25 protein-coding genes, 2 tRNA genes, 1 other RNA gene and 1 pseudogene are annotated in these 24,336 nt (G+C 58.6%); 17 read left to right on the top strand and 12 right to left on the bottom strand.

What is annotated here, in order from left to right; all coding sequences use genetic code 11:
* The first annotated feature begins 109 nt into the window (after positions 1-109).
* The 5 genes from AXF15_RS03400 to AXF15_RS03385 all read left to right on the top strand — a co-directional run bounded on the left by AXF15_RS03400 (position 110) and on the right by AXF15_RS03385 (position 3,336).
* Positions 110-1,309, top strand: a complete 1,200-nt coding sequence (locus tag AXF15_RS03400; protein ID WP_236884822.1) for an IS4 family transposase — start codon at positions 110-112, stop codon at positions 1,307-1,309.
* A gap of 44 nt (positions 1,310-1,353) precedes the next feature.
* A complete protein-coding gene (locus tag AXF15_RS03395) occupies positions 1,354-1,644 on the top strand; it encodes a hypothetical protein (protein WP_066603341.1) in 291 nt (96 codons plus the stop codon).
* A gap of 506 nt (positions 1,645-2,150) precedes the next feature.
* Positions 2,151-2,309 (top strand): hypothetical protein, encoded by a 159-nt coding sequence (locus AXF15_RS14170; RefSeq protein ID WP_154666843.1) that lies wholly within the window; start codon positions 2,151-2,153, stop codon positions 2,307-2,309.
* Positions 2,306-3,049 (top strand): hypothetical protein, encoded by a 744-nt coding sequence (locus AXF15_RS03390; RefSeq protein WP_151192271.1) that lies wholly within the window; start codon positions 2,306-2,308, stop codon positions 3,047-3,049. Before AXF15_RS14170 ends, AXF15_RS03390 begins: the two co-directional genes overlap by 4 nt.
* 32 nt (positions 3,050-3,081) lie before the next feature.
* A complete protein-coding gene (locus tag AXF15_RS03385) occupies positions 3,082-3,336 on the top strand; it encodes a hypothetical protein (protein ID WP_066603337.1) in 255 nt (84 codons plus the stop codon).
* On the opposite strand, the gene AXF15_RS13370 is transcribed toward AXF15_RS03385, so the two are convergent.
* The 5 genes from AXF15_RS13370 to AXF15_RS03355 form a co-directional block, all read right to left on the bottom strand.
* Positions 3,329-4,086, bottom strand: a protein-coding gene (locus tag AXF15_RS13370) for an IS5 family transposase (RefSeq protein ID WP_236884821.1) whose coding sequence is annotated in 2 segments (ribosomal slippage) — positions 3,329-3,753 and positions 3,753-4,086 — 759 coding nt in all. Because the reading frame shifts where the segments join, the coding sequence is not laid out codon by codon here. The two genes, AXF15_RS03385 and AXF15_RS13370, sit on opposite strands and share 8 nt — an antisense overlap.
* Positions 4,087-4,187: 101 nt before the next feature.
* Positions 4,188-4,283: signal recognition particle sRNA small type (gene ffs / locus AXF15_RS03370), an RNA gene on the bottom strand.
* Between the two features lie 15 nt (positions 4,284-4,298).
* Positions 4,299-4,390: transfer RNA gene (locus AXF15_RS03365), tRNA-Ser, on the bottom strand.
* An 82-nt stretch (positions 4,391-4,472) separates the two neighbouring features.
* Positions 4,473-5,672 (bottom strand): IS4 family transposase, encoded by a 1,200-nt coding sequence (locus AXF15_RS03360; RefSeq protein WP_236884767.1) that lies wholly within the window; start codon positions 5,670-5,672, stop codon positions 4,473-4,475.
* 30 nt (positions 5,673-5,702) lie between these two features.
* Positions 5,703-5,975, bottom strand: coding sequence for a S24 family peptidase (locus tag AXF15_RS03355; RefSeq protein WP_236884820.1), 273 nt, complete (start codon positions 5,973-5,975; stop codon positions 5,703-5,705).
* Between the two features lie 265 nt (positions 5,976-6,240).
* Here AXF15_RS03355 and AXF15_RS14820 point away from each other — a divergent pair.
* The 3 genes and pseudogenes from AXF15_RS14820 to AXF15_RS03345 form a co-directional block, all read left to right on the top strand.
* Positions 6,241-6,645, top strand: a pseudogene (locus AXF15_RS14820) (phage tail protein); the annotation flags it as partial.
* Between the two features lie 153 nt (positions 6,646-6,798).
* A complete protein-coding gene (locus AXF15_RS14485) occupies positions 6,799-7,698 on the top strand; it encodes a hypothetical protein (protein WP_236884819.1) in 900 nt (299 codons plus the stop codon).
* Between the two features lie 171 nt (positions 7,699-7,869).
* The gene (locus AXF15_RS03345; RefSeq protein WP_066603326.1) at positions 7,870-8,631 is read left to right on the top strand and encodes a DNA adenine methylase; all 762 of its coding nucleotides are present in this window, start codon (positions 7,870-7,872) and stop codon (positions 8,629-8,631) included.
* 370 nt (positions 8,632-9,001) lie between these two features.
* Here AXF15_RS03345 and AXF15_RS03340 read toward each other — a convergent pair.
* Positions 9,002-9,078, bottom strand: a tRNA-Met gene (locus AXF15_RS03340).
* 65 nt (positions 9,079-9,143) lie between these two features.
* Here AXF15_RS03340 and AXF15_RS03335 point away from each other — a divergent pair.
* Both AXF15_RS03335 and AXF15_RS03330 read left to right on the top strand, forming a co-directional pair.
* Positions 9,144-9,875: a glycosyltransferase family 2 protein gene (locus AXF15_RS03335; RefSeq protein ID WP_066603324.1), complete on the top strand. Its 732-nt coding sequence runs from the start codon at positions 9,144-9,146 to the stop codon at positions 9,873-9,875.
* Positions 9,876-9,928: 53 nt separating this feature from the next.
* Positions 9,929-10,216, top strand: coding sequence for a lipid-A-disaccharide synthase N-terminal domain-containing protein (locus AXF15_RS03330; RefSeq protein ID WP_066603318.1), 288 nt, complete (start codon positions 9,929-9,931; stop codon positions 10,214-10,216).
* On the opposite strand, the gene AXF15_RS03325 is transcribed toward AXF15_RS03330, so the two are convergent.
* Positions 10,156-10,755: a phosphatase PAP2 family protein gene (locus AXF15_RS03325; protein WP_066603312.1), complete on the bottom strand. Its 600-nt coding sequence runs from the start codon at positions 10,753-10,755 to the stop codon at positions 10,156-10,158. The two genes, AXF15_RS03330 and AXF15_RS03325, sit on opposite strands and share 61 nt — an antisense overlap.
* Positions 10,756-10,940: 185 nt before the next feature.
* On the opposite strand from AXF15_RS03325, the gene rpmH reads away from it, so the two are divergent.
* The 7 genes from rpmH (at position 10,941) to AXF15_RS03295 (ending at position 18,329) form a co-directional block, all read left to right on the top strand.
* Positions 10,941-11,078 carry a 50S ribosomal protein L34 gene (gene rpmH / locus AXF15_RS13365; RefSeq protein WP_083517834.1) on the top strand — a complete coding sequence of 46 codons (138 nt, stop codon included), beginning with the start codon at positions 10,941-10,943 and terminating at the stop codon, positions 11,076-11,078.
* The gene (rnpA, locus tag AXF15_RS03320) at positions 11,066-11,431 is read left to right on the top strand and encodes a ribonuclease P protein component (RefSeq protein WP_066608619.1); all 366 of its coding nucleotides are present in this window, start codon (positions 11,066-11,068) and stop codon (positions 11,429-11,431) included. Before rpmH ends, rnpA begins: the two co-directional genes overlap by 13 nt.
* 12 nt (positions 11,432-11,443) lie before the next feature.
* The gene (yidD, locus tag AXF15_RS03315) at positions 11,444-11,689 is read left to right on the top strand and encodes a membrane protein insertion efficiency factor YidD (protein ID WP_066603306.1); all 246 of its coding nucleotides are present in this window, start codon (positions 11,444-11,446) and stop codon (positions 11,687-11,689) included.
* The gene (yidC, locus tag AXF15_RS03310; protein ID WP_066603305.1) at positions 11,679-13,289 is read left to right on the top strand and encodes a membrane protein insertase YidC; all 1,611 of its coding nucleotides are present in this window, start codon (positions 11,679-11,681) and stop codon (positions 13,287-13,289) included. Before yidD ends, yidC begins: the two co-directional genes overlap by 11 nt.
* A 36-nt stretch (positions 13,290-13,325) precedes the next feature.
* Positions 13,326-14,207 carry a Jag family protein gene (locus tag AXF15_RS03305; RefSeq protein ID WP_066603299.1) on the top strand — a complete coding sequence of 294 codons (882 nt, stop codon included), beginning with the start codon at positions 13,326-13,328 and terminating at the stop codon, positions 14,205-14,207.
* A gap of 26 nt (positions 14,208-14,233) precedes the next feature.
* A complete protein-coding gene (gene mnmE / locus AXF15_RS03300; RefSeq protein ID WP_066603297.1) occupies positions 14,234-15,598 on the top strand; it encodes a tRNA uridine-5-carboxymethylaminomethyl(34) synthesis GTPase MnmE in 1,365 nt (454 codons plus the stop codon).
* Positions 15,599-15,827: 229 nt separating this feature from the next.
* Positions 15,828-18,329: a 2-oxoacid:acceptor oxidoreductase family protein gene (locus tag AXF15_RS03295; protein WP_066603295.1), complete on the top strand. Its 2,502-nt coding sequence runs from the start codon at positions 15,828-15,830 to the stop codon at positions 18,327-18,329.
* A gap of 125 nt (positions 18,330-18,454) precedes the next feature.
* On the opposite strand, the gene AXF15_RS03290 is transcribed toward AXF15_RS03295, so the two are convergent.
* The 5 genes from AXF15_RS03290 to hydG form a co-directional block, all read right to left on the bottom strand.
* Positions 18,455-18,823 carry an iron hydrogenase small subunit gene (locus AXF15_RS03290; RefSeq protein ID WP_066603286.1) on the bottom strand — a complete coding sequence of 123 codons (369 nt, stop codon included), beginning with the start codon at positions 18,821-18,823 and terminating at the stop codon, positions 18,455-18,457.
* A 97-nt stretch (positions 18,824-18,920) separates the two neighbouring features.
* Positions 18,921-20,189 carry a [FeFe] hydrogenase, group A gene (locus AXF15_RS03285; protein WP_066603283.1) on the bottom strand — a complete coding sequence of 423 codons (1,269 nt, stop codon included), beginning with the start codon at positions 20,187-20,189 and terminating at the stop codon, positions 18,921-18,923.
* Entirely contained in the window at positions 20,182-21,495 is a 1,314-nt protein-coding gene (gene hydF / locus AXF15_RS03280) for a [FeFe] hydrogenase H-cluster maturation GTPase HydF (RefSeq protein WP_083517833.1), read from the bottom strand. The genes AXF15_RS03285 and hydF overlap by 8 nt, the downstream gene beginning before the upstream one ends.
* The gene (hydE, locus tag AXF15_RS03275; protein WP_236884817.1) at positions 21,492-22,514 is read right to left on the bottom strand and encodes a [FeFe] hydrogenase H-cluster radical SAM maturase HydE; all 1,023 of its coding nucleotides are present in this window, start codon (positions 22,512-22,514) and stop codon (positions 21,492-21,494) included. The genes hydF and hydE overlap by 4 nt, the downstream gene beginning before the upstream one ends.
* Before the next feature lie 10 nt (positions 22,515-22,524).
* Complete coding sequence (gene hydG, locus AXF15_RS03270; protein WP_066603274.1) at positions 22,525-23,922, bottom strand: [FeFe] hydrogenase H-cluster radical SAM maturase HydG; 1,398 nt, start codon at positions 23,920-23,922, stop codon at positions 22,525-22,527.
* Positions 23,923-24,336: the final 414 nt, after the last annotated feature.

The following is a 24,336-nucleotide window of genomic DNA, read 5'->3' as shown; positions in this document are numbered from 1 at the left end:
ACAGATGTAAGTTTGGAAGCAAACCCCATTGAAATGAAAAGCCGGCAATAATCATGAAAAAACATTGCTGTCCGGCTAAGGGATAAGAAAAGAGTCCAAAATCTCAGCGATGTGTGGTAAAAGAAATCACCACAACATCTTGCCACACAAGGAGATTCTGGACTTGAGTCACCATAATACACTATTCTCCCAGACGCTATCTCTGATTCCCAGACATGTTTTTCAGAAACTCGAAAGACGGCACAAAACCGGGCGCTCGTCGCGTCAATTCGGTTTCAAGGAGCAGTTCACGGTCATGGCCTTCATCCAGCTTGCCGCAAGACGTTCCATGCGCGATGGCCTGCGCTGCCTTGAGGCTGCGGGAAACCGCCTGTATCACTGGGGACTGAAAAACGTGGCCCGCTCGACCTTTGCTGACGCGAACAATTCTCGCCCCGTAGGCTTTTTCAAGGATCTGTTCGCCGAGATGTACGGCCTGTGCGCCGCAAAAGCCCCGAAGCACAAATTCCGTTTCAAATCCAAATTGTTCAGTCTGGACGCCACCACCATAAAGCTTTGCCTGTCGCTTTTTCCCTGGGCCTCGTTTCGGCAGGCCAAGGGCGGCGTCAAAGTACATACCTTGCTGGATCACGATGGCCATATCCCGGCTTTCGCAACCGTCACCGACGCCAAAATCCATGAAAGCCGCATAGCTCAGGCTATGGAGTTGCCCAAAGGCTCCATCGTGGTCTTTGACAAGGGCTTCACCAGCTATCCCTGGTTTCGGCTCCTCGGGGCAAAGGGCGTCTTTTTTGTGACCCGGCTCAAGCGCAACGCCGTTTTCAAACTCCTGGAGCGCCGCCTCGTGAATCGCAAGACCGGCGTTACTTCCGATCACATCATTGAAGTCTCCAGCCGGGGAAAATCCTTACGCTTGCGCCGTATCGGCTATCGTGACCAGGAAACCGGGAAACACTACGAATTTTTGACCAACCATTTCCGGCTTTCGGCGAAAACCATCGCCGACATCTATAAAGACCGCTGGCAAATCGAGCTCTTCTTCAAGGAAATCAAACAAAATTTGCGCATAAAGACCTTCGTCGGCAACTCGGAAAATGCGGTTCTGATCCAGATTTACACGGCCCTGACGGTTTACCTGCTCCTCGCGTACCAGAAATTCCTCAGCCGTCTCGGACTCTCCGTACAGCAACTCTTCCAGCTCATTCAACTCAACCTGCTCGGCGAGGCCTCCTTGGATGAACTCCTGAATCCCAGACGACGAAAATTCGATAATTCATATAACTTCAAACTGTTAGATTACATCGCTTAGCCGGACAGCAATGAACGGACGAGTACCTGCAAGCACGCAGCAAGATGCTCTATCTGGAGAACAAGCTCCGCATGGAGGATAAATCCTGGGCGCCCACAGATCTGGCCTCCACTGGCGGTTACTATGAAGACAGAGGCGCGGCGATGACGGTCAACAACATGAGAGAGTCTTCGGAATGGATCATTGCACCGAAATATATTTTCGGCTCCGACCAGGGGGACAGCATCGAAACGCTCTACGACATTTCATATCTTCCGAGCAATGACGATCATATATTCGGCGGCGTCAGGGATGATGTGATATCAGGAAATAGCTGGAATAAAATTTATGGCTAAAGTAGCATGAAAATTTAGATTGTAGTTTCGGATAGACGTGGAGTTAATGATTTAATCCGTTCCGATGATATGATATGCCAAAATTGAATTGCGAAAGAAAAAATTTTATAATACAAGTTCTAAAAAGATCTTTAGAAATAAATAACAGTTTTGGTCTCGAATTATAAGATTTAAATGAACTCATTTCTCAAAATCATTCCATTACAATACAATAATTGATATTCCCATTAGCACTATTACAGGCGCAATAACTAAATATAATACAGTCTATGATTTTGTCGATGAAGTTCTTGACATCTATGTCAGGACAAAATGCAATTCATCATCGCTTGTGAGGACGAGGCATTTATCTATAGGTATGAACATACCTTTACCAAGTGCTTACCACATAGCATCGAATGAAAAAATATTATCGTTAAGTATTTAGACTTGCTCTGTCTGCCGGCAAGCCGCACTGTTTTATTACTCCTTGTGGATTTCTAATCCTCTGCCAAGCGATTGAAGAGATGATTGAAAATTTCAAGGCGCATCGTGCCGATTTCATTGAGGCGGTGCGCCGCTATCGGGAATACCCCCATCGCCGGACGACACTGATTTCTTCAACCGTAATAATGGAGAGATATTTTTATGGCAACGTTTACCTGCCTGAATGGGGCGACGAATGAAACTTAAAACGAAAAAAAGTCATCGCTGGAAGTATCTAAACTGGCTCTGGCTTCCGATAATCGGTGCACTGTTCTATTACTCCTTATGGATTTTCAATCCTCTGCCAAGCGATGAAGAGATGATTGAAAACTTCAAGGCGCATCGTGCCGATTTCGTTGAGGCGGTGCGCCGCTATCGGGAATACCCCCGATCGCCGGACAAAGACTCATCTTTGTGGTTCAAGGAGGGCGATACTCTGGAGCTCTTCAAGCGGGCGGGGATTGACAGTATTGACGCAAGAGGAAGCTGGTTTCCAAACCCATATTCAGTTGAAACGGCAATACGACATCACAGAGATATCCTGTCTGGATCCATCCATATAAATATCATAAATAAACACAAATATGGAGAGTTGCGCATTCAACCTGCAACGACCCCGAGAATCGATCATCCGGATCAAGGAGATTATAGGAAGTACTACCGTAATACGCTGCTTTTTGGCGTAATCTGGAAGGATTACTACTTTTTTCCAGAGGTGCCGTACATTCAAGATGGAATATTATTTGGTCCGATTAACATTGTCGGTAAAGGATTTCTAGGGTCACAATTTCATCCCGAGAAAGGAGTTTCAACAATTCAGTCTGAAGAGCGAGTTCTTCCTTCTCTTAACCATCTCCCTAGCAATTGGAAGGGTTTTGAATGCGTATACCGGCAAATCGAACCACAGTGGTTTATTCGTATGTGCAATGGACGACACTGATTTCTTCAACCGTATAATGGAGAGATATTTTTATGGCAACGTTTACCTATCTGAATGGTGCGACGAATGAGGCTTATAGCCCTCAGGCTTTTAGTTATATTTCCAATCAACGAGTAAAAGAGTCAATCATTTCAACATCAAGTATTCTTGGCGTTTCCACTGGCGCCATTGCCGGTGCGATGGCCGAAGAGAACACGGCCTACGATTTTGTCGATGAAGTTCTTGACGCCTATGCCAAATCGGGGATTGATCCATCGGAGGCGTTAGGCTCAGGCCTCATTAATTGAGATAGAATATGACGGAAGCCGCGAGGCACAGAGCTGAAAAGAAGGTATGCGCGCAGCGGTCATAACGCATGGCAATTCTGCGCCAGTCCTTGATCCTGCCAAACATGATCTCGATCTTGTGCCGCTGTTTATACAGATTTTTATCGTACGGGCAGGGTCTCTTCCGGCTCCTTCTGGGCGGGATGCAGGGCGTAATGCCTCTGGCGCACAGGGCGTCACGGAACCAGTCGGCGTCGTAACCACGGTCCGCCAGCAGCTCCCTGGCCTCAGGCAAAGCATCCATAAGCAGGGTGGCTCCTTTGTAGTCGCTTACCTGGCCTTCTGTGAGCTTCATGGCCAGAGGCCTGCCGTGACCGTCGCAAACAGCATGGAGTTTGGAGTTCAGGCCGCCCTTTGTGCGTCCGATGCAGCGGGAAAGAGCCCCTTTTTGAGCAAGCCTGCGGCGGTACGATGCGCCTTGAGGTGGGTTGCATCGATCATCAATCGTCCATCTTTTCCCGCTGTTTTTGCCAATTCGGTAAAAATATTGTTGAAGACGCCCATCCGGCTCCAGCGCAAAAAGCGGTTGTACAGCGTTTTATACGGGCCATACTCACGCGGAGCATCTTTCCATTGCAGGCCATGTTTGATGACATAAATGATGCCGCTTATGACTTTCAGGTCATCGACGCGTGGAATACAGTATGAAAGTGGAAAGAACGGCTTGATACGCTCCAGTTGTTCGGCAGAAAGATAGAAAAGTTGGCTCATGGCGTCCTCCCTGGGCACAACTAACCAACTTTTCTGATTTTTACAATTAATGAGGCCTGAGCCTAGTGCCAATAAAAAAGGCAGGCACGAGGAACTCGTTCCTGCCAGGGAAGCCAGGTACCCGGAAACAACTGTTACCGCTGCTTCCTTTCGGACCTGACGGGGTTAGCAGCGTTTCCGCCACCCGGCTTCGCTTGATGATAAAGAAGAAATGGCGGAGAGGAGAGGATTTGAACCTCCGGTACCCGTTAAGGTACACACACTTTCCAGGCGTGCGCCTTAAGCCAGACTCGGCCACCTCTCCGCATTCGGGAGAGTTGTTTTTAAGCCAAGGAGACTTCCTTTGGCAAGGAAAAAACAATCCCCTGCGGAACATTGCTGTCCGGCTAAGCGATGTAATCTAACAGTGTGAAGTTATATGAATTATCGAATTTTCGTCGTCTGGGATTCAGGAGTTCATCCAAGGAGGCCTCGCCGAGCAGGTTGAGTTGAATGAGCTGGAAGAGTTGCTGTACGGAGAGTCCGAGACGGCTGAGGAATTTCTGGTACGCGAGGAGCAGGTAAACCGTCAGGGCCGTGTAAATCTGGATCAGAACCGCATTTTCCGAGTTGCCGACGAAGGTCTTTATGCGCAAATTTTGTTTGATTTCCTTGAAGAAGAGCTCGATTTGCCAGCGGTCTTTATAGATGTCGGCGATGGTTTTCGCCGAAAGCCGGAAATGGTTGGTCAAAAATTCGTAGTGTTTCCCGGTTTCCTGGTCACGATAGCCGATACGGCGCAAGCGTAAGGATTTTCCCCGGCTGGAGACTTCAATGATGTGATCGGAAGTAACGCCGGTCTTGCGATTCACGAGGCGGCGCTCCAGGAGTTTGAAAACGGCGTTGCGCTTGAGCCGGGTCACAAAAAAGACACCCTTTGCCCCGAGGATCCGAAACCAGGGATAGCTGATGAAGCCCTTGTCAAAGACCACGATGGAGCCCCTGGGCAACTCCATAGCCTGAGCTATGCGGCTTTCATGGGTTTTGGCGTCGGTGACGGTTGCGAAAGCCGGGATATGGCCATCGTGATCCAGCAAGGTATGTACTTTGACGCCGCCCTTGGCCTGCCGAAACGAGGCCCAGGGAAAAAGCGACAGGCAAAGCTTTATGGTGGTGGCGTCCAGACTGAACAATTTGGATTTGAAACGGAATTTGTGCTTCGGGGCTTTTGCGGCGCACAGGCCGTACATCTCGGCGAACAGATCCTTGAAAAAGCCTACGGGGCGAGAATTGTTCGCGTCAGCAAAGGTCGAGCGGGCCACGTTTTTCAGTCCCCAGTGATACAGGCGGTTTCCCGCAGCCTCAAGGCAGCGCAGGCCATCGCGCATGGAACGTCTTGCGGCAAGCTGGATGAAGGCCATGACCGTGAACTGCTCCTTGAAACCGAATTGACGCGACGAGCGCCCGGTTTTGTGCCGTCTTTCGAGTTTCTGAAAAACATGTCTGGGAATCAGAGATAGCGTCTGGGAGAATAGTGTATTATGGTGACTCAAGTCCAGAATCTCCTTGTGTGGCAAGATGTTGTGGTGATTTCTTTTACCACACATCGCTGAGATTTTGGACTCTTTTCTTATCCCTTAGCCGGACAGCAATGGTTTTAGGTAAGTGAGGCCGTGAATAGAAACAGCGAAGATTTTCCCAGGGACCGGTTGATTCTGGGATTTATCAATAAGAACTACGTCGTTGTCCAAAATGTCGTTGGACATGCTGTCACCCGACACCCTGAAAAGACCCATCTCCTTTGGATTGCCTTTTCGTTTTAGGAAGTCATAGCGGAAAGCGTAGGTTTTAAGCACGTCTCCACCTGTCTCCAGGCTGCCAGTGCCGCCGCTTAATACGGCGTCCAGCATGGGGACCATCACCAGTTCACAGTTGTCGCATACGAATGTCTGTAGCTGTCCGCGCCTGCGGTCATGCTCTCCGCGTCGCTCCTGTCCGTCCCACTCTGCCTCCCCGTGTACATCCTTGTGGGGCGTCGTGCCCCGGCGCATCTCGCCCTCGCCCGTCCTGAGCCAGTCGACGGATACGCCATGACTGTCGGCTATCCAGGGTGTTCTGGATCACATTGCCGGCAATCTGTACCTTTCCCGCTTCGACGGCCTGATTCACCTTTCCTTGCTGCGCGGTGGTTATGACCCCGCAGCCCTGCCTCTTTTCACTCCGGATACGGGCCTTTTGGGCCTCGATGCCGACGACTCGTCATCGAGCAGCGGGGCTGTCAATGAGGTCATCATCAAGTGGTATGATCAGCTGGGCAATGAGGCCCGGCAGTGCCGCGAGCGCAGTATTGCCGCCATCCAGTCAAGTGGAGCGGTCACATCCACGACGATTGACTTCCCGGGCATCCCCACCGCTGACTTGGCCGGGCGTGTTGCTGTCCGGGAGCTTGCCCAGCGTGCGGCTGGGCTCAAGCGCTTCAAGGTCCGCCTTGACCGGCGGGCATACCGGATCGAGCCGGGCGGGCTCTTTCGGCTCTCTGACCCGCGTCGGGGTATCAGTAATATTGTACTGCGCGCGGGTCGGGTCGAGGTCGGCTCCCTGACCGATGCGACCATCACCATCAGCGCTGTTCAGGATGTTTACGGGCTCCCGGCCGCTGCGCTCTCGGAGCCGCAGTCGTCCTTCTGGGTCCCGGCGGACACCACACCGCGTCCGGTCGAGGTCAGGAGGCTGATGGAGACAACCTGGCGCGACCTGGCCCAGGACCTTGGCCCCGGTGATCTCGATGCCCTCGATCCCGGCGCGACGTATATCTCCGCACTGGGCGTCAAGCCATCATCGACGGCCCTCTCATATCTGCTGTTTACACGGGTTGGCGGCAATGCCTTTGCCGAGCGGGACAGCGATGCTTTTTGCCCGTCCGGGACCATCCGCGCGGCCTTGGGCAAGTACGATACGACCGTGGATGTTCTGGGCGTGACCGATCTGGATCTGGTTGAGGTGGGCACAACGGCGCTTATTGACGACGAGATTGTGCGCATCGACGCCATCAATTTCGATGCCGCCCGGCTGACCATCGGCCGTGGCTGCATCGATACCGTGCCCGCCGCGCACAATGCCGGGGCCCGCATCTGGTTCTTTGACAATAATTCGGCGTGGGATCCTTCGGCCTACGGTCCGGGTGTGGCTGTGCAGGCCCGAATGCTGACCCAGACCAGCCAGGGCACGCTCCCGGAGAGTGCCGCTCCTGTGGACACGCTCGTCACCCGGCTCCGCCAGGGCAGGCCCTACCCGCCGGGCCGGATCCGCATTGGCGGTGAGCGGGAGCCGGTGTCTGCCGCCGGGGAGCTGACCGTGAGCTGGGCACACCGGGACCGCAAGCTGCAGGCCGATCGGGTTATTGATGCAGAGGCCGCAGGGATCGGTCCCGAGCCGGGTACAACGTACAGCCTGCGATTGGTCCGTAAGGACAATAATGCCCAGCTGGCTATTGTGACCGACGTGGCCGGGGACAGCGCTCAGATCGGCCCGGCACAGTACACCGGCCCAGTAGTGCTGGAGGTGTGGGCTGTTCGGGATGGGATGGAGAGCTGGCAACGATGGCGGGTGGAGTTCCGGTATTCTCCGGTGTGACTAATATTAATGGTAAGAGAGCAGGCAGAGGTGATGTAGCACCTCCACTGACCCGGCGTGGGGCCGCCGGATCACGGACTGGCCGCTGCTCCCAAACCTACCGCAATTGGGGATCGTGGCAGGTAGGCGGCAGGTAGCAGAGGCCAGGACAGACCGCAACGGAGGATATCGATGCGGAGTCCATTGTCTGGCTGGATTGGTGGCAAGTCTCAACTGGCGTCGAGGATTATTGCGCGGATCCCGGCACACCGCTGCTATGTGGAGGTTTTCGCGGGCGCGGCATGGGTGCTGTTCAAGCGTCCGGAGTCAGATGTCGAGGTGCTCAACGACCTCAACCGGGATGTGGTCACGCTGTACCGTGTGGTGCAGCATCATATCGAGGAGTTTGTGCGCTACTTCAAGTGGATGCTGGTCAGCCGGGACGAGTTTGACCGGATGCGGCGGGTCGATCCTGAGACTCTGACGGATGTGCAACGGGCGGCCCGGTTTTTCTATCTCCAGAAGTGCTGCTTTGGCGGCCGTATTGTACGGCCGATATTTGGGACGGCTACTACCCGGCCGCCCAAACTCAACCTGTTGCGCATCGAGGAGGACCTCTCCGCCGCACACCTGCGGCTGGCTAGGACATACGTCGAGTGCCTGCCGTATGAGCGGGTCATCTCAAAATATGATAGCCCGGACACATTTTTCTTTGTGGACCCGCCGTACTGGGGCTGTGAGGATTACTACGGCAAGGAGATGTTCTCTCGGGAGGACTTTGTCCGGCTGCGGGACATTCTGGCCGGGATCAAGGGCCGCTTCTTACTCACGCTCAATGACTTGCCGGAGGTTCGGGAGGTTTTTGGCGGGTTTAATATCGAGGGACAGCAGTTGACCTATACTGTTGGCAAAGGGGCCACTTCCGCCAAAGAGGTTTTTATCACGAATTACTGATGGCAGATTTGAACGAGATTGAACTGGGACGGCCGGGTAAATATTGATTGGATTTGCGGGATATTTGGCACAAATCTAACGCGCCAAATATCCCGCAAATCCGCGCCAAATATCCCGCTACCTTACACAAAGGTGCGAAGCCAGCCAAGGAAGTCTTTATTACGAATTACTGATAAGATATTTTTCGCACGCAGATTGCGGTCACAAGGGACTCAGTATGCGTGCGAAAAAGCTTGTTTGGGAAATTCAAAACTAAGCGTCATTTAATTCAAAACTAAGCGTCGCGTTACAATCAAATAGTTTGCAAACACACACCCCAGGAAAAAGAAAAGGCGCTTATGGTTAGGAATCCATAAGCGCCTGCAAGTTCTGGTAGCGGGGGCAGGATTTGAACCTACGGCCTTCGGGTTATGAGCCCGACGAGCTACCATGCTGCTCCACCCCGCGTCATGTGAGGCTTAAAATCTATGCGTATTTACAAGGGTTGTCAAATACTCTATGCATATTTTCCTATGAATACACGAATCTCAAAGATTTCCTTAATTATTCCGGTATATAACGAGTCAGAAAATCTCCAGGCTCTGCATGCGGAGATTGCACGCGCTCTGGCCGGGGTGGAGGAGCCTTGGGAAATCCTGCTGGTGGACGACGGCAGCTCCGACGACAGTCTGGGCATCATCCAGTCTCTGGCCGAGGCCGACTCCCGCGTGCGCTTCGTCTCTTTCGCCCGGAACTGCGGGCAATCGGCCGCGTTTGCGGCGGGCTTCCGTTTCGCTTCCGGAGATGTGCTGGTTACGCTGGACGCCGATCTTCAAAACGATCCCGCGGACATTCCCGCCATGCTCCGGGCGTATGCCCAAGGACCGGATATGGTCATCGGCTGGCGGGCCAAACGACAGGATTCCTTTGCCAAACGCTGCGCCTCCAGATTCGCCAACTGGGTGCGTAATGTCATCAGCCGGGAAACCGTCCGGGATACGGGCTGCTCGCTGAAGGTGATGCGGGCGGACATGGCCAGAAATATTCCCATGTTCACGGGTATGCACCGTTTTTTGCCCACACTGATGAAGATGCAGGGAGCCGTGGTGGAGGAAATGCGCGTCAATCACCGGCCCCGCTACAAAGGTACTTCCAAATACGGTATCTGGGACCGGGCCTGGTCCTCGGCCTATGATCTGCTGGCCGTGCGCTGGATGCAGAAACGGCATTTCAGATACACTGTCGCGTCCACCAATGTGAAATAACAGCGGCCGCTTTTGAGAGGATTGCAAAGCGCGGCTTGTCGAACGGGGCGGTCATGAATTTTTCAGCCGAATGGTGGCTTCTGGCGATCGGTTTTCTGGGGCAAGGCTTTTTTTTCATGCGTTTTTTCTGGCAGTGGATTGTTTCGGAAAAGGAAAAAAAAAGCGTGATCCCCATCGCGTTCTGGTACTTCAGTCTGCTGGGCAGTCTGTTTCTGCTGATTTATGCTGTGCTGCGCCGCGATATAGTGTTCATGGTTGGGCAGTCCACGGGCTTTATCATCTATACCCGCAATCTGTACCTCATCCATAAAGAAAAGAGCCGTCTCCAGAGCGCCGGATAAAGCGGAACAAGGATGCTGGCCACGGCCATGCCCAGCGCCCATCCGGCCACTACGTCCGAAGGAAAGTGTTTGCCCAGATAGATACGGGAGTAGCCGATCAGAAGGGGCAGCAGCCAGACGATTTTCTTCCGGAAAGCCAAGTACAGGAAAAGAGCGGCCGCGGCGGCGTTGGCCGAGTGCCCCGAGGGGTAGGACGAGCCTCCTGATCTGGGTGCCACGTTTTCCGGCCGTTGCTTCCATGTCCCGTCGTCATGGAACCATGTGCCGCCGATGCTGTGATACGGGCGGACGCGGTACGTTTCCTTTTTGGCGAAATCGCAGATCTGGCTGGAAGCGATCAGGGTGAGTCCCAGGCCCAGTACAACAGTGAGAGACACTTTATAGCGCCACATGGCTATGATCGATGCGACAAGGCCGAAGGCAGAGAGAAAAAGAGAGTCGGAGACAAGCAACATGACCGGGTTGAGGATTTCGCTGTGTCCCTGCTGGTTGATGAGAAAAAGCAGGTTCAGGTCCCACTGGGGAGTTGAAAAGTACATGACGGCTCCTTGTAATGTGTTCCGCTGGCACGGTCGGCTTCGGCGTCCGCCGGACCACCGCCCGGCGGAAAGGCCGTATCCGCTGTTGAAAGACTCGCGGGCCTTGTCTGCACGGGAGATGGCGTCTTGACGCGGCCGGTTTTTGGCGCTACCGACCTGACTCACTTTTTTGGGAGGAAACAGAAATGAGCAAGAGAACATACCAGCCGAGCAATACCAAGCGCAAGAGAAGCCATGGCTTTCTGGTGCGCTCCCGGACCAGGAATGGTCAGGCCGTTTTGCGCCGCAGACGGGCCAAAGGGAGAAAAAGATTAGCGGTCTGACGCATCCCCGCTCACGCAGGTTGACCAGACGGCCCCAGTTCAGCTGTTGCTATGATCTGGGCCGTCGTTTTTTTTCAGGGAACTTCATTTTGTTTGTCCGCAATCGGGAAGACAACGGCTCGACATGGCGGGTCGGTCTGGCCGTGAGCCGCAAGGCCGGCAATGCCGTGCGCAGAAACCGGCTCAAACGGCTGCTGCGGGAGTTTTTCCGGTTGCACCAGCAGCATGTGCCCTCGGGTGTGGACATTGTTGTCGTGGCGAAGCGGGGGATTTGTGTGGATCCCATGAACCTTGTGCGGATCACGGCGGAACTTGCGCCGCTTTTACAACGGATGACCCCTGCCGGGTCTTAGGCCGGAGCGTCCATGCGCCGTATCTGCGTGTTTTTTCTGTCCCTGTACCAATATTTGATCTCTCCGCTTTACACTCCCTGCTGCCGCTTCACTCCGACGTGCTCCGAATACGCCCGGCAGGCTGTGCTGGTTCATGGCGTCTGCCGGGGTCTGGGGCTGACCCTGCGGCGCCTCATGCGGTGCCATCCTCTGTGCTCCGGCGGTTACGACCCGGTTCCTTCCCCTAACTTCGCAAAGAGAGACTTTCATGGAGAGTAGACGCGTCATTCTGGCAGTGGCTTTGTCCCTGATGGTGCTGCTGACCTGGAATTATTTTTTTCCTCCGGTCGCTCCCGTGGCCACGGAAAACCGGACCGCAGCAGGAGTGAACCAGTCCGCCGCGCCGCAGGCCGCCGGAACTGCCGTGTCCGCTCCCGAGGCCGGGCAGCAGACCGTCCAGTTTACTCCTGACCGGCAGGGCCGCAGAATTTCCGTGGACACCCCGCTCTATCATGCGGTCATCAACACGTCGGGCGGTATTCTGGAGAGTTTCACGCTTAAGGCATATAAGGAAACCATTGATCCCCTTTCCTCGAATATCGATCTGGTCACGGAACAGTCCCTGCGCAAAGCGCCGCTGGGCCTGATCTGGAACGCTTCCCCCACCTGGGCTCAGGGAGAATGGACCGCTCAGGGAGACGATCTGGTCCTGGCCGAGGGGCAAAGCGGCGGCATACAGCTCACGGGCGTGCTGGGCGGGGTGCGGATTGTGCGTGAACTGTCTTTCACCGGCGGCTCCTACGAGGTGAAGGAAGAGGTCAAAGTGACCAACACCTCGCCAGCCCAGCTTCAGGGCAACCTGGCGTTCTCCGTTTCCAGCCCGAGTCTGACCGCTGAGAATGACCGTTACAATCTGACCAAGATCGTCTACATGGCGGCGGGCGGTCTGGAAGAGGAGGACGACCAGAAAGATCTGAAGCTGGGCCTAGAATCGGCCGGTCCGGTCCAGTGGGGCGGGGTCGCGAGCAATTATTTCCTGATGGCTCTGGCGCCCACTTCCGCCGACATGATCGTGCGGGGCAAGCTGGAAGATGGAATCTACCGGGTGACGGCCGCCGATCAGCTGCTTCTCGATCCGGGCATCACCCAGCTGCGGACCTGTTCCTATTATTTCGGTCCCAAGACCGAGCGGGACCTTCAGAGCATGCCCAAGAATCTGAAGGCCAGCATCAATTACGGATTTTTCGACATCATCGCCAAGCCGCTGAACAAGTTCCTGAATTTTCTCTATGGATACGTGGGCAATTACGGCGTGGCCATCATCATTCTGACCATCATCATCAAGGCGCTGTTCTGGCCTCTGTCCCAGAAGAGTTACAAGTCCATGGAGCAGATGAAGAAGCTTCAGCCCATGATGACCAAGATCCGCGAGAAATACGCCGACGACCGCGAGAAAATGAACGCGGAAATCATGCAGCTGTACAAGACCTACAAGGTCAATCCGGCTGGCGGCTGCGTGCCCATGCTGCTCCAGATCCCGGTATTCTTCGCCTTGTATCAGGCCCTTCTGGGGGCCATCGAGCTGCGGCACGCGGCGTTCATCCCGCATCTGCCCTTTACTGACATGGTCTGGCTGGCCGACCTTTCGGCCAAGGACCCGTACTACATCACGCCGCTTATCATGGGCGCGACCATGTTCCTGCAGCAGCGTCTCTCGCCGCCCATGGGCGATCCCATGCAGGCCAAGATCATGATGTTCATGCCCGTGGTCTTCACCTTCCTGTTCCTCAATTTCCCCTCGGGACTGGTACTGTACTGGCTGGTGAACAACGTCCTGTCCATCGCCCAGCAGTGGCTTATGGTCAGGAAGGCGAAGTGACGCTGCGGCTTGCGGCCGTGCCGCGAGGAATATCTCATGAGTGAGCACAGGGAGTTCAGGGCCAAGAGCGTCGATCAGGCCATAGCGGATGCCTGCCGCTTTTTCGCCGTTGACCGGGATGGTCTGGAGATCGAGATTGTCAGCGGCGGCTCGCAGGGGTTCTTCGGCTTTGGTGCCAGACAGGCGGTGGTTCGTGCCGGGCGGCGCAGACCCGCTGTGGCCCTGGCCGTGGAAAACCGTGCGGAACGCCCGGATTCCGGGGGGGCCCGCCCTGAAGTCGCTCCTATGGAAGAAGCCCCGCCGCAGAAGCCTTCTGCAGACGCGGCCGGCAGGATTCGGGAAGAGGCTGGAATGTCCGAAGCGGACTCTCCGGAAGAGGATGACGGCCGGGATGCCGCGCCCGGCCCCATGCCGGAAGACGAAGTCCGGCGGCTGGAGGCATGTGTGCGGGAGATTCTGCCCGCCCTGCTGCGTCCTCTTTGCGCTGGCGTGCGGCTGGATGTGGATATGACGGCCCGGCCGGTCGCCGTGCGCATCGAGGCCGATGACGCCGAGGTGCTCATGAGTCAGGACGGTCAGGTTATCGCGGCCTTGCAGTATCTGGCCAACCGCATCGCCGCCAGGACCTGTCCCGGCTGCCCCCGCATCCGTCTGGATGCCGGAGATTTCCGCCGGGATCAGGAAACCCGGCTGACGGAGATGGCCCTGGCCCTTGCCGAAAAAGCTAAAAAAACCGGCAAGGTGCAGAGTACCCGGCCCCTGAGCGCCTTTCACCGCCGCGTGGTACACATGGCCTTGCAGGACGACGGGGACGTGCATACCAGAAGCAAGGGCGAGGGAAGCACGAAGCGGGTGCTCATCCTGCCCGTCAGGCGGAGCAGTGGCCGGGGCCGCCGGAAACATCCCAACGAGCAGTAGGCGGGTCTTCCCCGCCTTTTTTACGCATGAACGACACCATTGCGGCCATAGCCACCCCGCCCGGAGCCGGGGCCGTGGGCATCATTCGCGTGAGCGGGCCCGATGCCCGGTCCGTGGGTATGGCGCTGTTTCACTCCGGGAGATCCGGCTTCGCGGGTTTCCGGCCGTATCATCTGCATCACGGACAGCTTCGCACGCCGGAAGGCACTTTTGTGGACGAGGCCCTCGTGGCATTCATGCCCGGCCCCCGGTCCTTCACCGGAGAGGATGTGGTCGAGCTTCACTGCCACGGCGGCATGGCCATCCTGCGCACGGTCATGGAGCAGTGCCTGGAATTGGGCGTGCGGCCTGCGGGTCCGGGCGAATTTTCCAAGCGGGCTTTTCTGAACGGGCGCATGGATCTGGCCCGGGCTGAAGCCGTCATGGAACTGGTCAACGCGCCATCGGAAACGGCCATCCGTCTGGCCGGAGCCAAGCTGGAAGGACATTTTTCCCGCCGGGTGGAGGAACTGCGGCTGCTGCTGGAGAATCTGCGCGTACAGCTCTGCGTGGCCGTGGATTTTCCGGAGGATGAAGTGGACTGTCTGGCTCCGGCAGCTCTGGATGCGGCCCTGGAAGAAGCCGGAGCCGCCATCGCCGATCTGGCCGGAAACCACGAGCGGGTCCGGCATTGGCGGGACGGCGCGCTGGTAGTGCTGGCCGGGCAGGTCAATGCCGGCAAATCCAGTCTCTTGAACGCGGTGCTCGGCGTGAACCGGGCCATTGTCACGGAGATTCCGGGCACCACCAGGGATTACCTGGAGGAACCCGTGTCTCTGGACGGACTGCCGGTACGTCTGGTGGACACGGCCGGGCTGCGGGACGCCGCCGGAACCGTGGAGAGCCTCGGCATTACGCGCAGCCGGGAACTGGCCGCCAGCGCTGATCTGGTGCTGCTGGTCATCGATGCCGACCTGGGTCCCGGAGCCGAGGATCTGTCCCTTCTGGATCAGGATGTTCCCCTGCTGGTGCTGGCCAACAAGATGGATCTTGTTTCAGAATCGCCTGCGTGGTTTGCCGAAGCGCCGTGGAAAGACAAGACCGTTCTCGAGCTTTCGGCCAAAAGCGGCCGAGGCCTGCCCGAAATGCTGGCCGTTGTGCGGGAAACCCTGGCCGGAAGCGGCTTTCCCGAAGGAGATCTGCTGGCCCCCAATCTGCGTCAGCGTGACGCCCTGGTCCGGGCCGGAGAGGAACTGACGGCCATGCGCGCCGAGCTGAAGCAGAACGTGCCCTATGACGTGCTGGGCGTGCGGCTGGACATGGCCTGCCATATGCTCGCTGAAATCACCGGCGAGACGGCCCCGGAAGACGTGCTGAACGCGGTCTTCGACGGATTCTGCATCGGCAAGTGAGCCCCGGCCTTTGGGGATATCCGGCCATGTGGCCGGAAGATGCCGGAAAACGGCGGCCGCTTGGGGGCGTGATTTCCAAAAAATCGCGCCCTTTCGCGTTTGATGCATATTTCCGGCCCGTCCGGGCTTGAGAAAGGCCGGTCCTTGGCGTACCGCCTGACGGTGCGGCCGGCCGGCAGGGTTTTTACCGGCCGCACCTTTGAAAAAGACATCCGCATCTGGAGGAATCATGAACGCTGTGAAGGCGCTGTGCACCGGGGAAAATGGCAAGGGCGTGGTCATGCAGGGGAACATGGCCTTTGCGGTGGGCTGCGTGCGGGCCGGAATTCACGCTGCGGACGGTTATCCGGGCACGCCCAGCACCGAAGTCATCGACAGAGGCCTGTCTCAGGTTCAGGACATGATTTCCGTGGGCTGGTCCGTGAACGAGGCCGTGGCCGCGGGCGTGGGCTTCGGGCACACCCTGGCCGGAAGCGACTGCGTGGTGACCATGAAGGTTCCGGGCCTCTTCCAGGCCGCCGACGTGATCACCAGCGCCGCCTTCTACACCAGCCGCCGGGGAAGCCTCGTCTATTACATCGCAAGCGACTACACGCCAAGCTCCACCCAGCATCTGGTGGACCCCCGGCCCATGCTCAGGAGCTGTTGCATTCCCGTATTCGAGCCCCGCAATCATCAGGAGCTGCACGAGGCGGCCCGCATCGCGGCGGATCTCGGCCGGGAGCTGAACACGCCCGTGGCCATCATCGCCAGCGGAGTGCTCTGTCACAGCGAAGGGCTGGTCCGCCTGATGGACACGGCCGTCAGGGAGCGCGTGCCCGTTCCCGAAAACATGAGCGACTTCATCACCCTGCCCGTGCGGGCCAGAATGTTCCACGACCAGGTCCGCACCACGCGCATGCCCGCCCTGCGCGAAAAGGTGGAGCAAAGCCCCCTGAACATCTGGACCAGGGGCGAAGGCAGAATCGGCGTCATCACCCACGGCGTGAACACCCTTTTCGTGGAGGAAGTGGCGGCGGGCCGGAAACTCGACGTCTTGTCCCTGGGCTTCACCCATCCCCTGCCCCTGGAGCTGATCCGCCGCTTTCGCGACTCCGTGAACGGCCCGGTGTATGTCATCGAGGACGGGCACCGGTTCATCCAGGAGGGTATTCTGGCGGCGGGCATCGAGGTGCGGGGCAAGGATGAGGACGAGACCGTCACGGAATGGACTCCGGCCCTCATCGCCGCCCGTCTGGGACTCGACTGTCCTTCGGGCGCGCCGGTCATGGCCTGTCCTCCCCGGCCGCCCATGATCTGCGCGGGCTGTCCGTACCGCCTGTTCGGACAGATCGTGGGACGGATGCGCAAGAAAGGGCACCTGGAGGCTGTGTTTGGAGACATCGGCTGCAACACCCTGCTGCACTTTTTGAACGCCATGGATACCGTGCTGGCCATGGGCGCAAGCGAGGCCAAACGGCTGGGCTATGTGCTGTCCCGGCCCGAGTCGGCCGGAAAATGCCTGGCCGTGCTGGGCGACGGCACCGAATGTCACAGCGGCATGGACGCCACGCGCAACACCATTTTCCGGGGCATCCCCGGCGTCAAGGTCATCCTGAACAACAACTGGACGGCCATGACCGGCGGCCAGCCTTCACCCACCTCACCGGTCAACCTGGCCGGAGAGCCCAATATCTTCGATCTGAACGCGAGCCTCAAGGCCCACGGCGCGAGCGTGGTGGAAGTCAGCGGCTACGACAGGAAGGGTCTCCAAAAGGCCCTGAAGGACGCTCTGGCCGCGGCGGAAAAGGGCGAGTTCACCACGCTTGTGGTCACGGGCGTGTGCATCCGCAAGATGCCCAAGGAAGCCTACGGGCTCAGAATGGAAGTGGACGCGGAGCTGTGCAAGCGTTGCGGCACCTGCCAGATCTGTCCGGGCATCGAGGCCGACGCCGAAGGACTGCCGCATTTCAACAACATCTGTACGGGCTGCGTGCGCCAGAACGCGGCCTGCTCCCAGATGTGCCCCGTGGGCGCCATTGCCCCGGCCAAAGACCAGAATGTCTGCGCTCTGGACAGCTGCCCGGAACTGCCCGTACCGCCCGAGCGGATCGAACTTCCGGGTCTGTCCGGGGAACTGCCGCCCTTTCTGTCCGTGGCCGTGCGTGGCGTGGGCGGTCAGGGGAATCTCTTTTTCGGCCGGGTGCTGACCCAGCTCGCCTACCTGCTGGGCTACGACCGTCAGAACATCGTCAAGGGGGAAACCCACGGCATGGCCCAGATGGGCGGGCCGGTCATCAGCACCTTCGCCTGCGGCCGGGTCCATTCTCCGGTGCTCATGCCCGGCACCTGCCAGTGCCTGGTCTGCATGGAGCGCAGCGAGGTCTTCCGGCCCGGATTTCTGGACATGCTCCGTCCCGGCGGCACGGTCGTGCTGGCCGATACGGCCATTGTGCCGCCCTTTTTCAAGGCCGGAGACTACCCTGCCATGGACGCCGTGCGTCAGGCCCTGGCCGGATACCGGGTCATCGGCGTGGACGTTCTGGGCACGGCCCTGAGCCTTGGCGACGCCGCCGGCCGCAGCGCCAACGTGGTCATGATCGGCGTGCTGAGCCGGGTCACGCCCTTTGATTCCTTTCCGGAAGAATACTGGATGCAGGCCCTGCGGAATGTCAGTCCCAAACCGGCCATCTGGCAGGCCAACTACGCCGCCTTCCTGGCCGGGCGGGAGCTGGGCGCGCGGCAGGGCTGACGCCGGGTTCCCGTTCTCCTTTCGGGCTGGTCCGATCCTTCAAAGGCCGCATCCATTTGGATGCGGCCTTTGTCACGCAAGGCACTCAACTGCCGGATTTGGGGAGACCGCTGCGGTCCGCGGCGTCATTCGTAGGGGTAGGTGTTGCCCTCGAATTCGGCCGCGCGCGGATTGGGATAGTTTCCCGCTTCCTTCAGATGGCCGATGTTCTTGGAGCGGTCGGTGAAATGCATGTGCAGAAACTGGTGGGAAACGTGGCTGCCGGGCTCGCCCAGGAAATTTTTGTACAGGGCCTGCACCTGGGTGTTGTCCTGGGACGCGCGGACGGGAAAAGCCTTGTCGGCGGCATAGACGCTGCCGATGCGGTCTCCCATCCAGTCCTTGAGTTCCTTGCCTTTGGCCAGAGCCCGGCTGGTGAACCTGAGGCCCAGCAGCGTTGCGCCTCCGAGAATCAGCCCGCCTTTCAGGATGAAGCGGCGTGAGACATTGATCATTGTGTTCGCTCCCTGATGTTTTTCACTCTTGAAGTATCCGCGATCTGACGGCGTTTCCGTGAAAACGCCGGATGCCCCCGCATGTGGATGGGCGGCGTCACGCCCGGTTTTCCTCCATCATTTTCAGCCGGTTGCGGCAACTGGCCATGAACCGTTTGGTGGCCATGGAGGCTGACTCCATCACGCCCGGCATGATGGGCTGCCCGCCGCCGCATATGCATCCGCCGGGGCAGGCCATGAATTCGACGAAGTGCCAGGGCGCCTTCCCGGCCTTGATGGCTTCGCAGATGTCCTTGAAACGCTTGCCGCCGTGCACCACCGCCACCTTGACCGTGACGTCGCCGATGGGGACGTTTGCTTCCTTCACTCCCTTAAGACCGCGCACCGGAGTGAAATCCCAGGATGCAGGCGCTTTGCCCGTCACCGTGTGATGGGCGAAACGCAGGGCCGCTTCCATCACGCCGCCGGTCACGCCGAACAGGGTCGCGCCGCCCGAAGATTCCCCCATCAGCGAATCCCGCTCGCCGGAGGGCATGGCGGCCAGATCGATCCCGGCCTTTTTCAGCATGTAGGCCAGTTCCCTGGTGTCGATGGTGGCGTCGATGTCCTGATATCCCGAAGACCAGAGATCCGAGCGCATGCCTTCGTACTTCTTGGCGGTGCAGGGCATGATGGACACGGTGTACACGTCGGCCCGGTCATATTTGCGGGTGTCGGCTCCGTAGGTTTTGCTCAGGGCGCCCAGCATGCCGATGGGCGACTTGGCCGTGGACAGGTGCGGCAGAAGCTCCGGATACAGGGTTTCCACATACTTGTGCCAGCCGGGACAGCAGGAGGTGAACTGCGGCAGGGGGGCGTCGATCTTTCCGGTCAGGCGTTTTACGAACTCGTCGCCTTCCTCCCAGATGGTCACGTCGGCCCCGAATTCGTTGTCCCAGCAGTGCGTGAAGCCGAGTTTCTTGAGGGCCGCCAGCATCTTGTCCGTGGTGACCGTGCCCACGGGCAGGCCAAAGCAGTCTCCGAGGGCGTAGCGCACGGCCGGAGCGGGCATGGCGATGACCTTTTTCGACTTGTCGGCCAGCATTTCGTCCACCTTGCGCACCCAGGACTGCGATTCGTAGATGGCGTTTTCCGGACAGTGGGTCAGACACTGTCCGCAGTTGATGCACAGCTCCCTGAACCTGATCTCATGGGGTTCGGCGAAATCGCCCCAGATCGCCCCGGTGGGACAGTAATCCAGGCAGGTGTCGCAGCCGATGCATCTGTCCTTGTCGATCTCGATGAAGAACAGACTGTCCGGGTCCGTTTTCGGGTCGGGAAAGCTGTCTTCGTAGTAGATGCCTTCCATGAGTATGCGTTCACTCATAAGCCGTCTCCATGGGGTAAGAGGTTGGGGAGGGGACGGGCCTTGCGGGCGGGGTGTTCCCGTCCCGCCGGTCCGCTTTGTCTGGGCGCGCCGATCTGTAGGCCGCGAGAGCGCCGGGAAATATTTCGAGGGAACGTTCCAGCACGCCGTGCATGAGCGAGATGGCCACTCCGTAGTTGGTGATGGGCACGTTTCTTCGCCGGGCTTCGGCGATCCGGGTGAGCATCGCCGCCCGGTTGGCCATGCAGCCGCCGCAGTGAACGACCAGCCTGAAGTCTTCCAGATTGTCCGGAAAGTCCCGGCCCGAAGCGAAATGGATTTCCAGCTCCGCGCCGGTGAACTTCCTGAGCAGCGCGGGGATTTTGACCCGGCCGATGTCGTCGGGCTGGGCGTGGTGCGCGCAGATTTCGCTGACGCAGACCCTGTCCTTGTCCGTGAGAGAGTGGATGGCCGCCGCTCCGGCGGCGAGCGTGGCGAGGTCGCCCTTCATCCGAGCCATGAGGATGGAATAGGTGGTCAGGGGCGTTTCGGGCGGTGCTTCCCGCGCGCAGACATGCACGGCCTGGGAATCGCAGACCAGCAGGGACGGCGGATGGCGCAGCGCAGTGAGAGCCATCCCCAGCTCTTCCGGCTGCACCATGACCCCGACGGCATGACCGTCCAGACAGTCTCGCAGGGCCTGCGCCTGCGGAGCGATGAGCCGGGCCTTGGGCGCGCCGCCGTCGATGGGAGCCACGAACAGGCACACGGAACCGGCGGGAACGAGATCGCGCAGCATGGGCGGCGGTGCGAGAGCCGCCTCGGGCAGAGCCAGAGATATTGCCCGGACCAGTTCCGCCATGCCCGTGCCGTGCAGAGCCGAGACAAAAACCTGGGGCAGTCCCGACCGTTCCAGAATTTCCGCTGTTTTTGGGGCGGGATGCTCCCGGCCGCTGCCGTTCCAGACCACGACGGCGGGAATGCCCCGCTCCGCCAGCATCGCCCGGAGCCGTTCTTCGCACGGTCCCCAACTCCCGTCGCTGACGAGCAGGGCGAGGTCGGCGGAAGCCAGGGCGGATTCCGCTCTTCTGGCGCGCAACTCGCCGAGTCCGCCGGTATCGTCCAGCCCGGCCGTATCGATGATGACCACGGGGCCAAGCGGCGGGATCTCCACGCTTTTTTCCACGGGATCAGCCGTGGTTCCGGCCACGGGCGAGACCAGGGACAGATTCTGCCCGGCGAGGGCGTTCATGAGGGAAGACTTCCCGGCGTTGCACCGTCCGAAAATGGCGATATGCGGACACATGGCCCTGGGCTGTCGCGTCATGCGTCCTCCTTCGGCCCGCATGTGCGCATGGCCGAGGTGATGGCCGTGCGGGCGGATATGCTGTCCACCCGCGCCTTGCCGTCGTAGATGCGGTAATGCGCCCGCTGTCCGTCCGGAGTGAAGCCGGGCATGATGACGTTGGCCCCGGCCTCGAGGGCCAGCCGGTGCCCCTCCTGAGGGATGAGGGACGCCAGTGCCGTTGTGACGGGGATGTTCAGCCCGGGTACGCGCAGGCGCAGCAGAGCCATGATTTTCAGGGTGGTCTCGGCGCTTCCGGGCGAAGCGGCGGCCAGCGGAGTGTCCCGCTGCGGCAGAAAAGGGCCCGCGCCACACATCCGGACTTCCAGCTTCCGCACCAGTTCCACGTCGCGCCGCAAGATTTCGTCCGTCTGGCCGGGCAGCCCCACAATGAACCCGGTGCCCGTCTCGTAGTCCAGATCCCGCAGGCGGCGCAGGGCATCCAGACGCCGGGCGAGGGTGTCGCCGGGATGCAGCAGCGCGTACAGGCGGGGATCGGCGGTTTCGTGCTTGAGCAGGTATCTGTCGGCCCCGGCCCGCTTCCACGTCCGGTATGAGGCGGTGCTCCGGTTGCCTAAGGAAAGAGTCACGGCCAGGCCCGTTTCGTTCTTGATCATGCCCACCAGACGGGCGATGCGCTCTCTGGTGTTGGCCGGGTCTTCTCCGGATTGCAGAACCACGGTATCCATGCCTTCTTTTGCCGCCCGGCGCGCGGCGGCCAGAATGTCGGCATCGCTCAGACGGTAGCGGGCAAGGTTTTTGTTGTCCCGGCGCAGTCCGCAGTACAGACAGTTGCAGCGGCAGTAGCTGGAGAATTCCACAAGGCCCCGCAGAAAGACCCGTGTTCCCACGGCGCGCTGCCGGACACGGTCCGCCGCGGCACGGAGACGTTCCAGGCTCAGGCTCCGGAGCCACATCCGCGGGTCTGCCGTCTCCTCCTGCGGGAGGATGGCCGGAAAACCGCCGGATACTGGCGGATATTGCAGCGCGAGTGCGTTCACGATGCCCCCGCTAACAGAATACGTCCCGCTGTCCTTGTTCGACCCGTTCCAGCAGGCTTTTCGCTGCCCGCTGGTCGCGGGTGCTCATGCAGATGAGTTCCGACCGGATGGCGTTGCGGCCCTGGGCGTCCAGCCCGGCCGGGCGGTAGTTGATGAGGTATTCCAGATAGGTGGACAGGGCGTTGGGCCCGCACTTGGACTTTATGGCTCCGGGCTTGGCCAGCTCCATGAAGTCGTGTCCGGTCCGGCCGGTGCGGTAGCAGGCCGTGCAGAAGGAAGGAATGTAGCCGCGTTCGCCGAGGTCTTTGATCACTTCGGCCAGGGAGCGGTGGTCGCCGAGCTGGAACTGGGCCGCCGCCTCGTCGCGTTTGTCCCTGTAGCCGCCGGGGTCCGTACAGGAGCCCGCGGAGATCTGGGACACGCCGAGTTCGAGGGTGGCATCGCGCATGGCCGCTGTTTCGCGGGTGGACATGATAAGGCCCGTGTAGGGCACGGCCAGCCGCAGAATGGCCACGATTTTCCTGAAATCGCGGTCCGAAACCGCGTTGGGCGGCGCGGCGGCCATTTCGGAGCCCACCGCCGGTTCGATGCGCGGCACGCTGATGGTATGACAGCCCACGCCGAACTCTTTTTCCAGATGCCGGATGTGCATCATGAGGCCCAGCAGGTCGAAACGCCAATCCGCCAGCCCGAAAAGCGCACCGATGCCCACGTCGTCGATGCCCGCGCGCATGGCCCGGTCCATGCCGGTCAGCCGCCAGTCGTAATCCGTCTTCTTCCCGGCACAGTGCACCCGGGCGTAAGTTTCCCGGTGATAGGTCTCCTGAAAGAGCTGGTATGTGCCGATACCCGCGTCCTTGAGTTCCCGGAATTGCTCCAGGGTCAGCGGTGCGACATTGACGTTGACCCGGCGGATGCTATCTCCGATACGGTTGCGGGTTTCATAAATGGCCCTGATGGCGTCGAGCACATAGGAGAAGTCCCCGCCGGGATAGGATTCCCCGGCGACCATGAGCACTCTTTTGTGTCCCTGGTCCAGTATGGCCAGGGTCTCGTCCCGGATTTCCCCCATGCTCAGGGCCCGGCGGACAAGCTGTCCGTTGGAGCGGCGGAAGGCACAGTACAGACACTCGTTGGCGCAGAGATTGGATATGTAGAGGGGCGCGAAAAGCACGATACGCCGGCCGTAGATGGCCTCCTTGATTCTTTTGGCGGCGGCGAAGACCGGGGCGAGCAGATCGTCCGTATTCGTCTGGCAGAGCAGAGCCACGTCGTCGAAAGAAAGGCCCTTCAGTTCGAGACTCTTGGCGATGATTTCGTCAATCTGCCCCCTGTCCGGAGATTTCACACCGTCCAGAGCGTCATGGATGGTCCTTTCATCAAGCCAGTCCGTTCCTGTCCCGCACATGTTCGCCTCCTGAGCTGCTTTTCCCGTTTTTTCGCCTTTTCCTCGTCAGCCGGTGAAATCGATTCTGTTTTGCACCAAATGGCAGCATGTGATGCTTATTTTCAAACTATTTCCATTTTTATGATACTCATATGGAGGAAACGCCAACCCTATTTCTCTGTAACATGCGAAAATAAAAAATTTCATCCTTTATCGATGGAGAATATTTAGTCTGAATTTTTCTTTGGAGATTTCAAATTATTTTAAAATATGCTACTTTTAAAAATTTCATGTCATCGTACGCCCGTTTTGTAAAAAAGCAACCGTATTGTCGGCGAACAATGATTTTGTGGGGGGAAGCGAGCGGCAGGGATGTGGCCGGAGTGTGAGCGGCTGGAAATGGCGGGTCAAAAAACGTCCGGTTCCCGGGAAGTT

The sequence above is a fragment of the Desulfomicrobium orale DSM 12838 genome (genome assembly GCF_001553625.1).
Taxonomy (GTDB): Bacteria; Desulfobacterota; Desulfovibrionia; order Desulfovibrionales; family Desulfomicrobiaceae; genus Desulfomicrobium; species Desulfomicrobium orale.
This window is presented reverse-complemented; position numbering and strand designations above follow the sequence as displayed.

Bases quoted from the DNA above. Each gene is read 5' to 3' on its own strand.
- yidC (WP_066603305.1), top strand. From the start codon at position 11,679: ATGGAGAGTAGACGCGTCATTCTGGCAGTGGCTTTGTCCCTGATGGTG.
- AXF15_RS03330 (WP_066603318.1), top strand. From the start codon at position 9,929: ATGAATTTTTCAGCCGAATGGTGGCTTCTGGCGATCGGTTTTCTGGGG.
- AXF15_RS03400 (WP_236884822.1), top strand. From the start codon at position 110: ATGTGTGGTAAAAGAAATCACCACAACATCTTGCCACACAAGGAGATT.
- AXF15_RS03390 (WP_151192271.1), top strand. From the start codon at position 2,306: ATGAAACTTAAAACGAAAAAAAGTCATCGCTGGAAGTATCTAAACTGG.
- AXF15_RS03295 (WP_066603295.1), top strand. From the start codon at position 15,828: ATGAACGCTGTGAAGGCGCTGTGCACCGGGGAAAATGGCAAGGGCGTG.
- AXF15_RS14170 (WP_154666843.1), top strand. From the start codon at position 2,151: ATGATTGAAAATTTCAAGGCGCATCGTGCCGATTTCATTGAGGCGGTG.
- mnmE (WP_066603297.1), top strand. From the start codon at position 14,234: ATGAACGACACCATTGCGGCCATAGCCACCCCGCCCGGAGCCGGGGCC.
- AXF15_RS03305 (WP_066603299.1), top strand. From the start codon at position 13,326: ATGAGTGAGCACAGGGAGTTCAGGGCCAAGAGCGTCGATCAGGCCATA.
- AXF15_RS14485 (WP_236884819.1), top strand. From the start codon at position 6,799: ATGGAGACAACCTGGCGCGACCTGGCCCAGGACCTTGGCCCCGGTGAT.
- AXF15_RS03290 (WP_066603286.1), bottom strand. From the start codon at position 18,823: ATGATCAATGTCTCACGCCGCTTCATCCTGAAAGGCGGGCTGATTCTC.
- AXF15_RS03345 (WP_066603326.1), top strand. From the start codon at position 7,870: ATGCGGAGTCCATTGTCTGGCTGGATTGGTGGCAAGTCTCAACTGGCG.
- hydF (WP_083517833.1), bottom strand. From the start codon at position 21,495: ATGACGCGACAGCCCAGGGCCATGTGTCCGCATATCGCCATTTTCGGA.
- AXF15_RS03335 (WP_066603324.1), top strand. From the start codon at position 9,144: ATGAATACACGAATCTCAAAGATTTCCTTAATTATTCCGGTATATAAC.
- yidD (WP_066603306.1), top strand. From the start codon at position 11,444: ATGCGCCGTATCTGCGTGTTTTTTCTGTCCCTGTACCAATATTTGATC.
- rpmH (WP_083517834.1), top strand. From the start codon at position 10,941: ATGAGCAAGAGAACATACCAGCCGAGCAATACCAAGCGCAAGAGAAGC.
- AXF15_RS03395 (WP_066603341.1), top strand. From the start codon at position 1,354: ATGCTCTATCTGGAGAACAAGCTCCGCATGGAGGATAAATCCTGGGCG.
- AXF15_RS03360 (WP_236884767.1), bottom strand. From the start codon at position 5,672: ATGTGTGGTAAAAGAAATCACCACAACATCTTGCCACACAAGGAGATT.
- hydG (WP_066603274.1), bottom strand. From the start codon at position 23,922: ATGTGCGGGACAGGAACGGACTGGCTTGATGAAAGGACCATCCATGAC.
- AXF15_RS03355 (WP_236884820.1), bottom strand. From the start codon at position 5,975: ATGCTGGACGCCGTATTAAGCGGCGGCACTGGCAGCCTGGAGACAGGT.
- AXF15_RS03285 (WP_066603283.1), bottom strand. From the start codon at position 20,189: ATGAGTGAACGCATACTCATGGAAGGCATCTACTACGAAGACAGCTTT.
- AXF15_RS03325 (WP_066603312.1), bottom strand. From the start codon at position 10,755: ATGTACTTTTCAACTCCCCAGTGGGACCTGAACCTGCTTTTTCTCATC.
- AXF15_RS03385 (WP_066603337.1), top strand. From the start codon at position 3,082: ATGGCAACGTTTACCTATCTGAATGGTGCGACGAATGAGGCTTATAGC.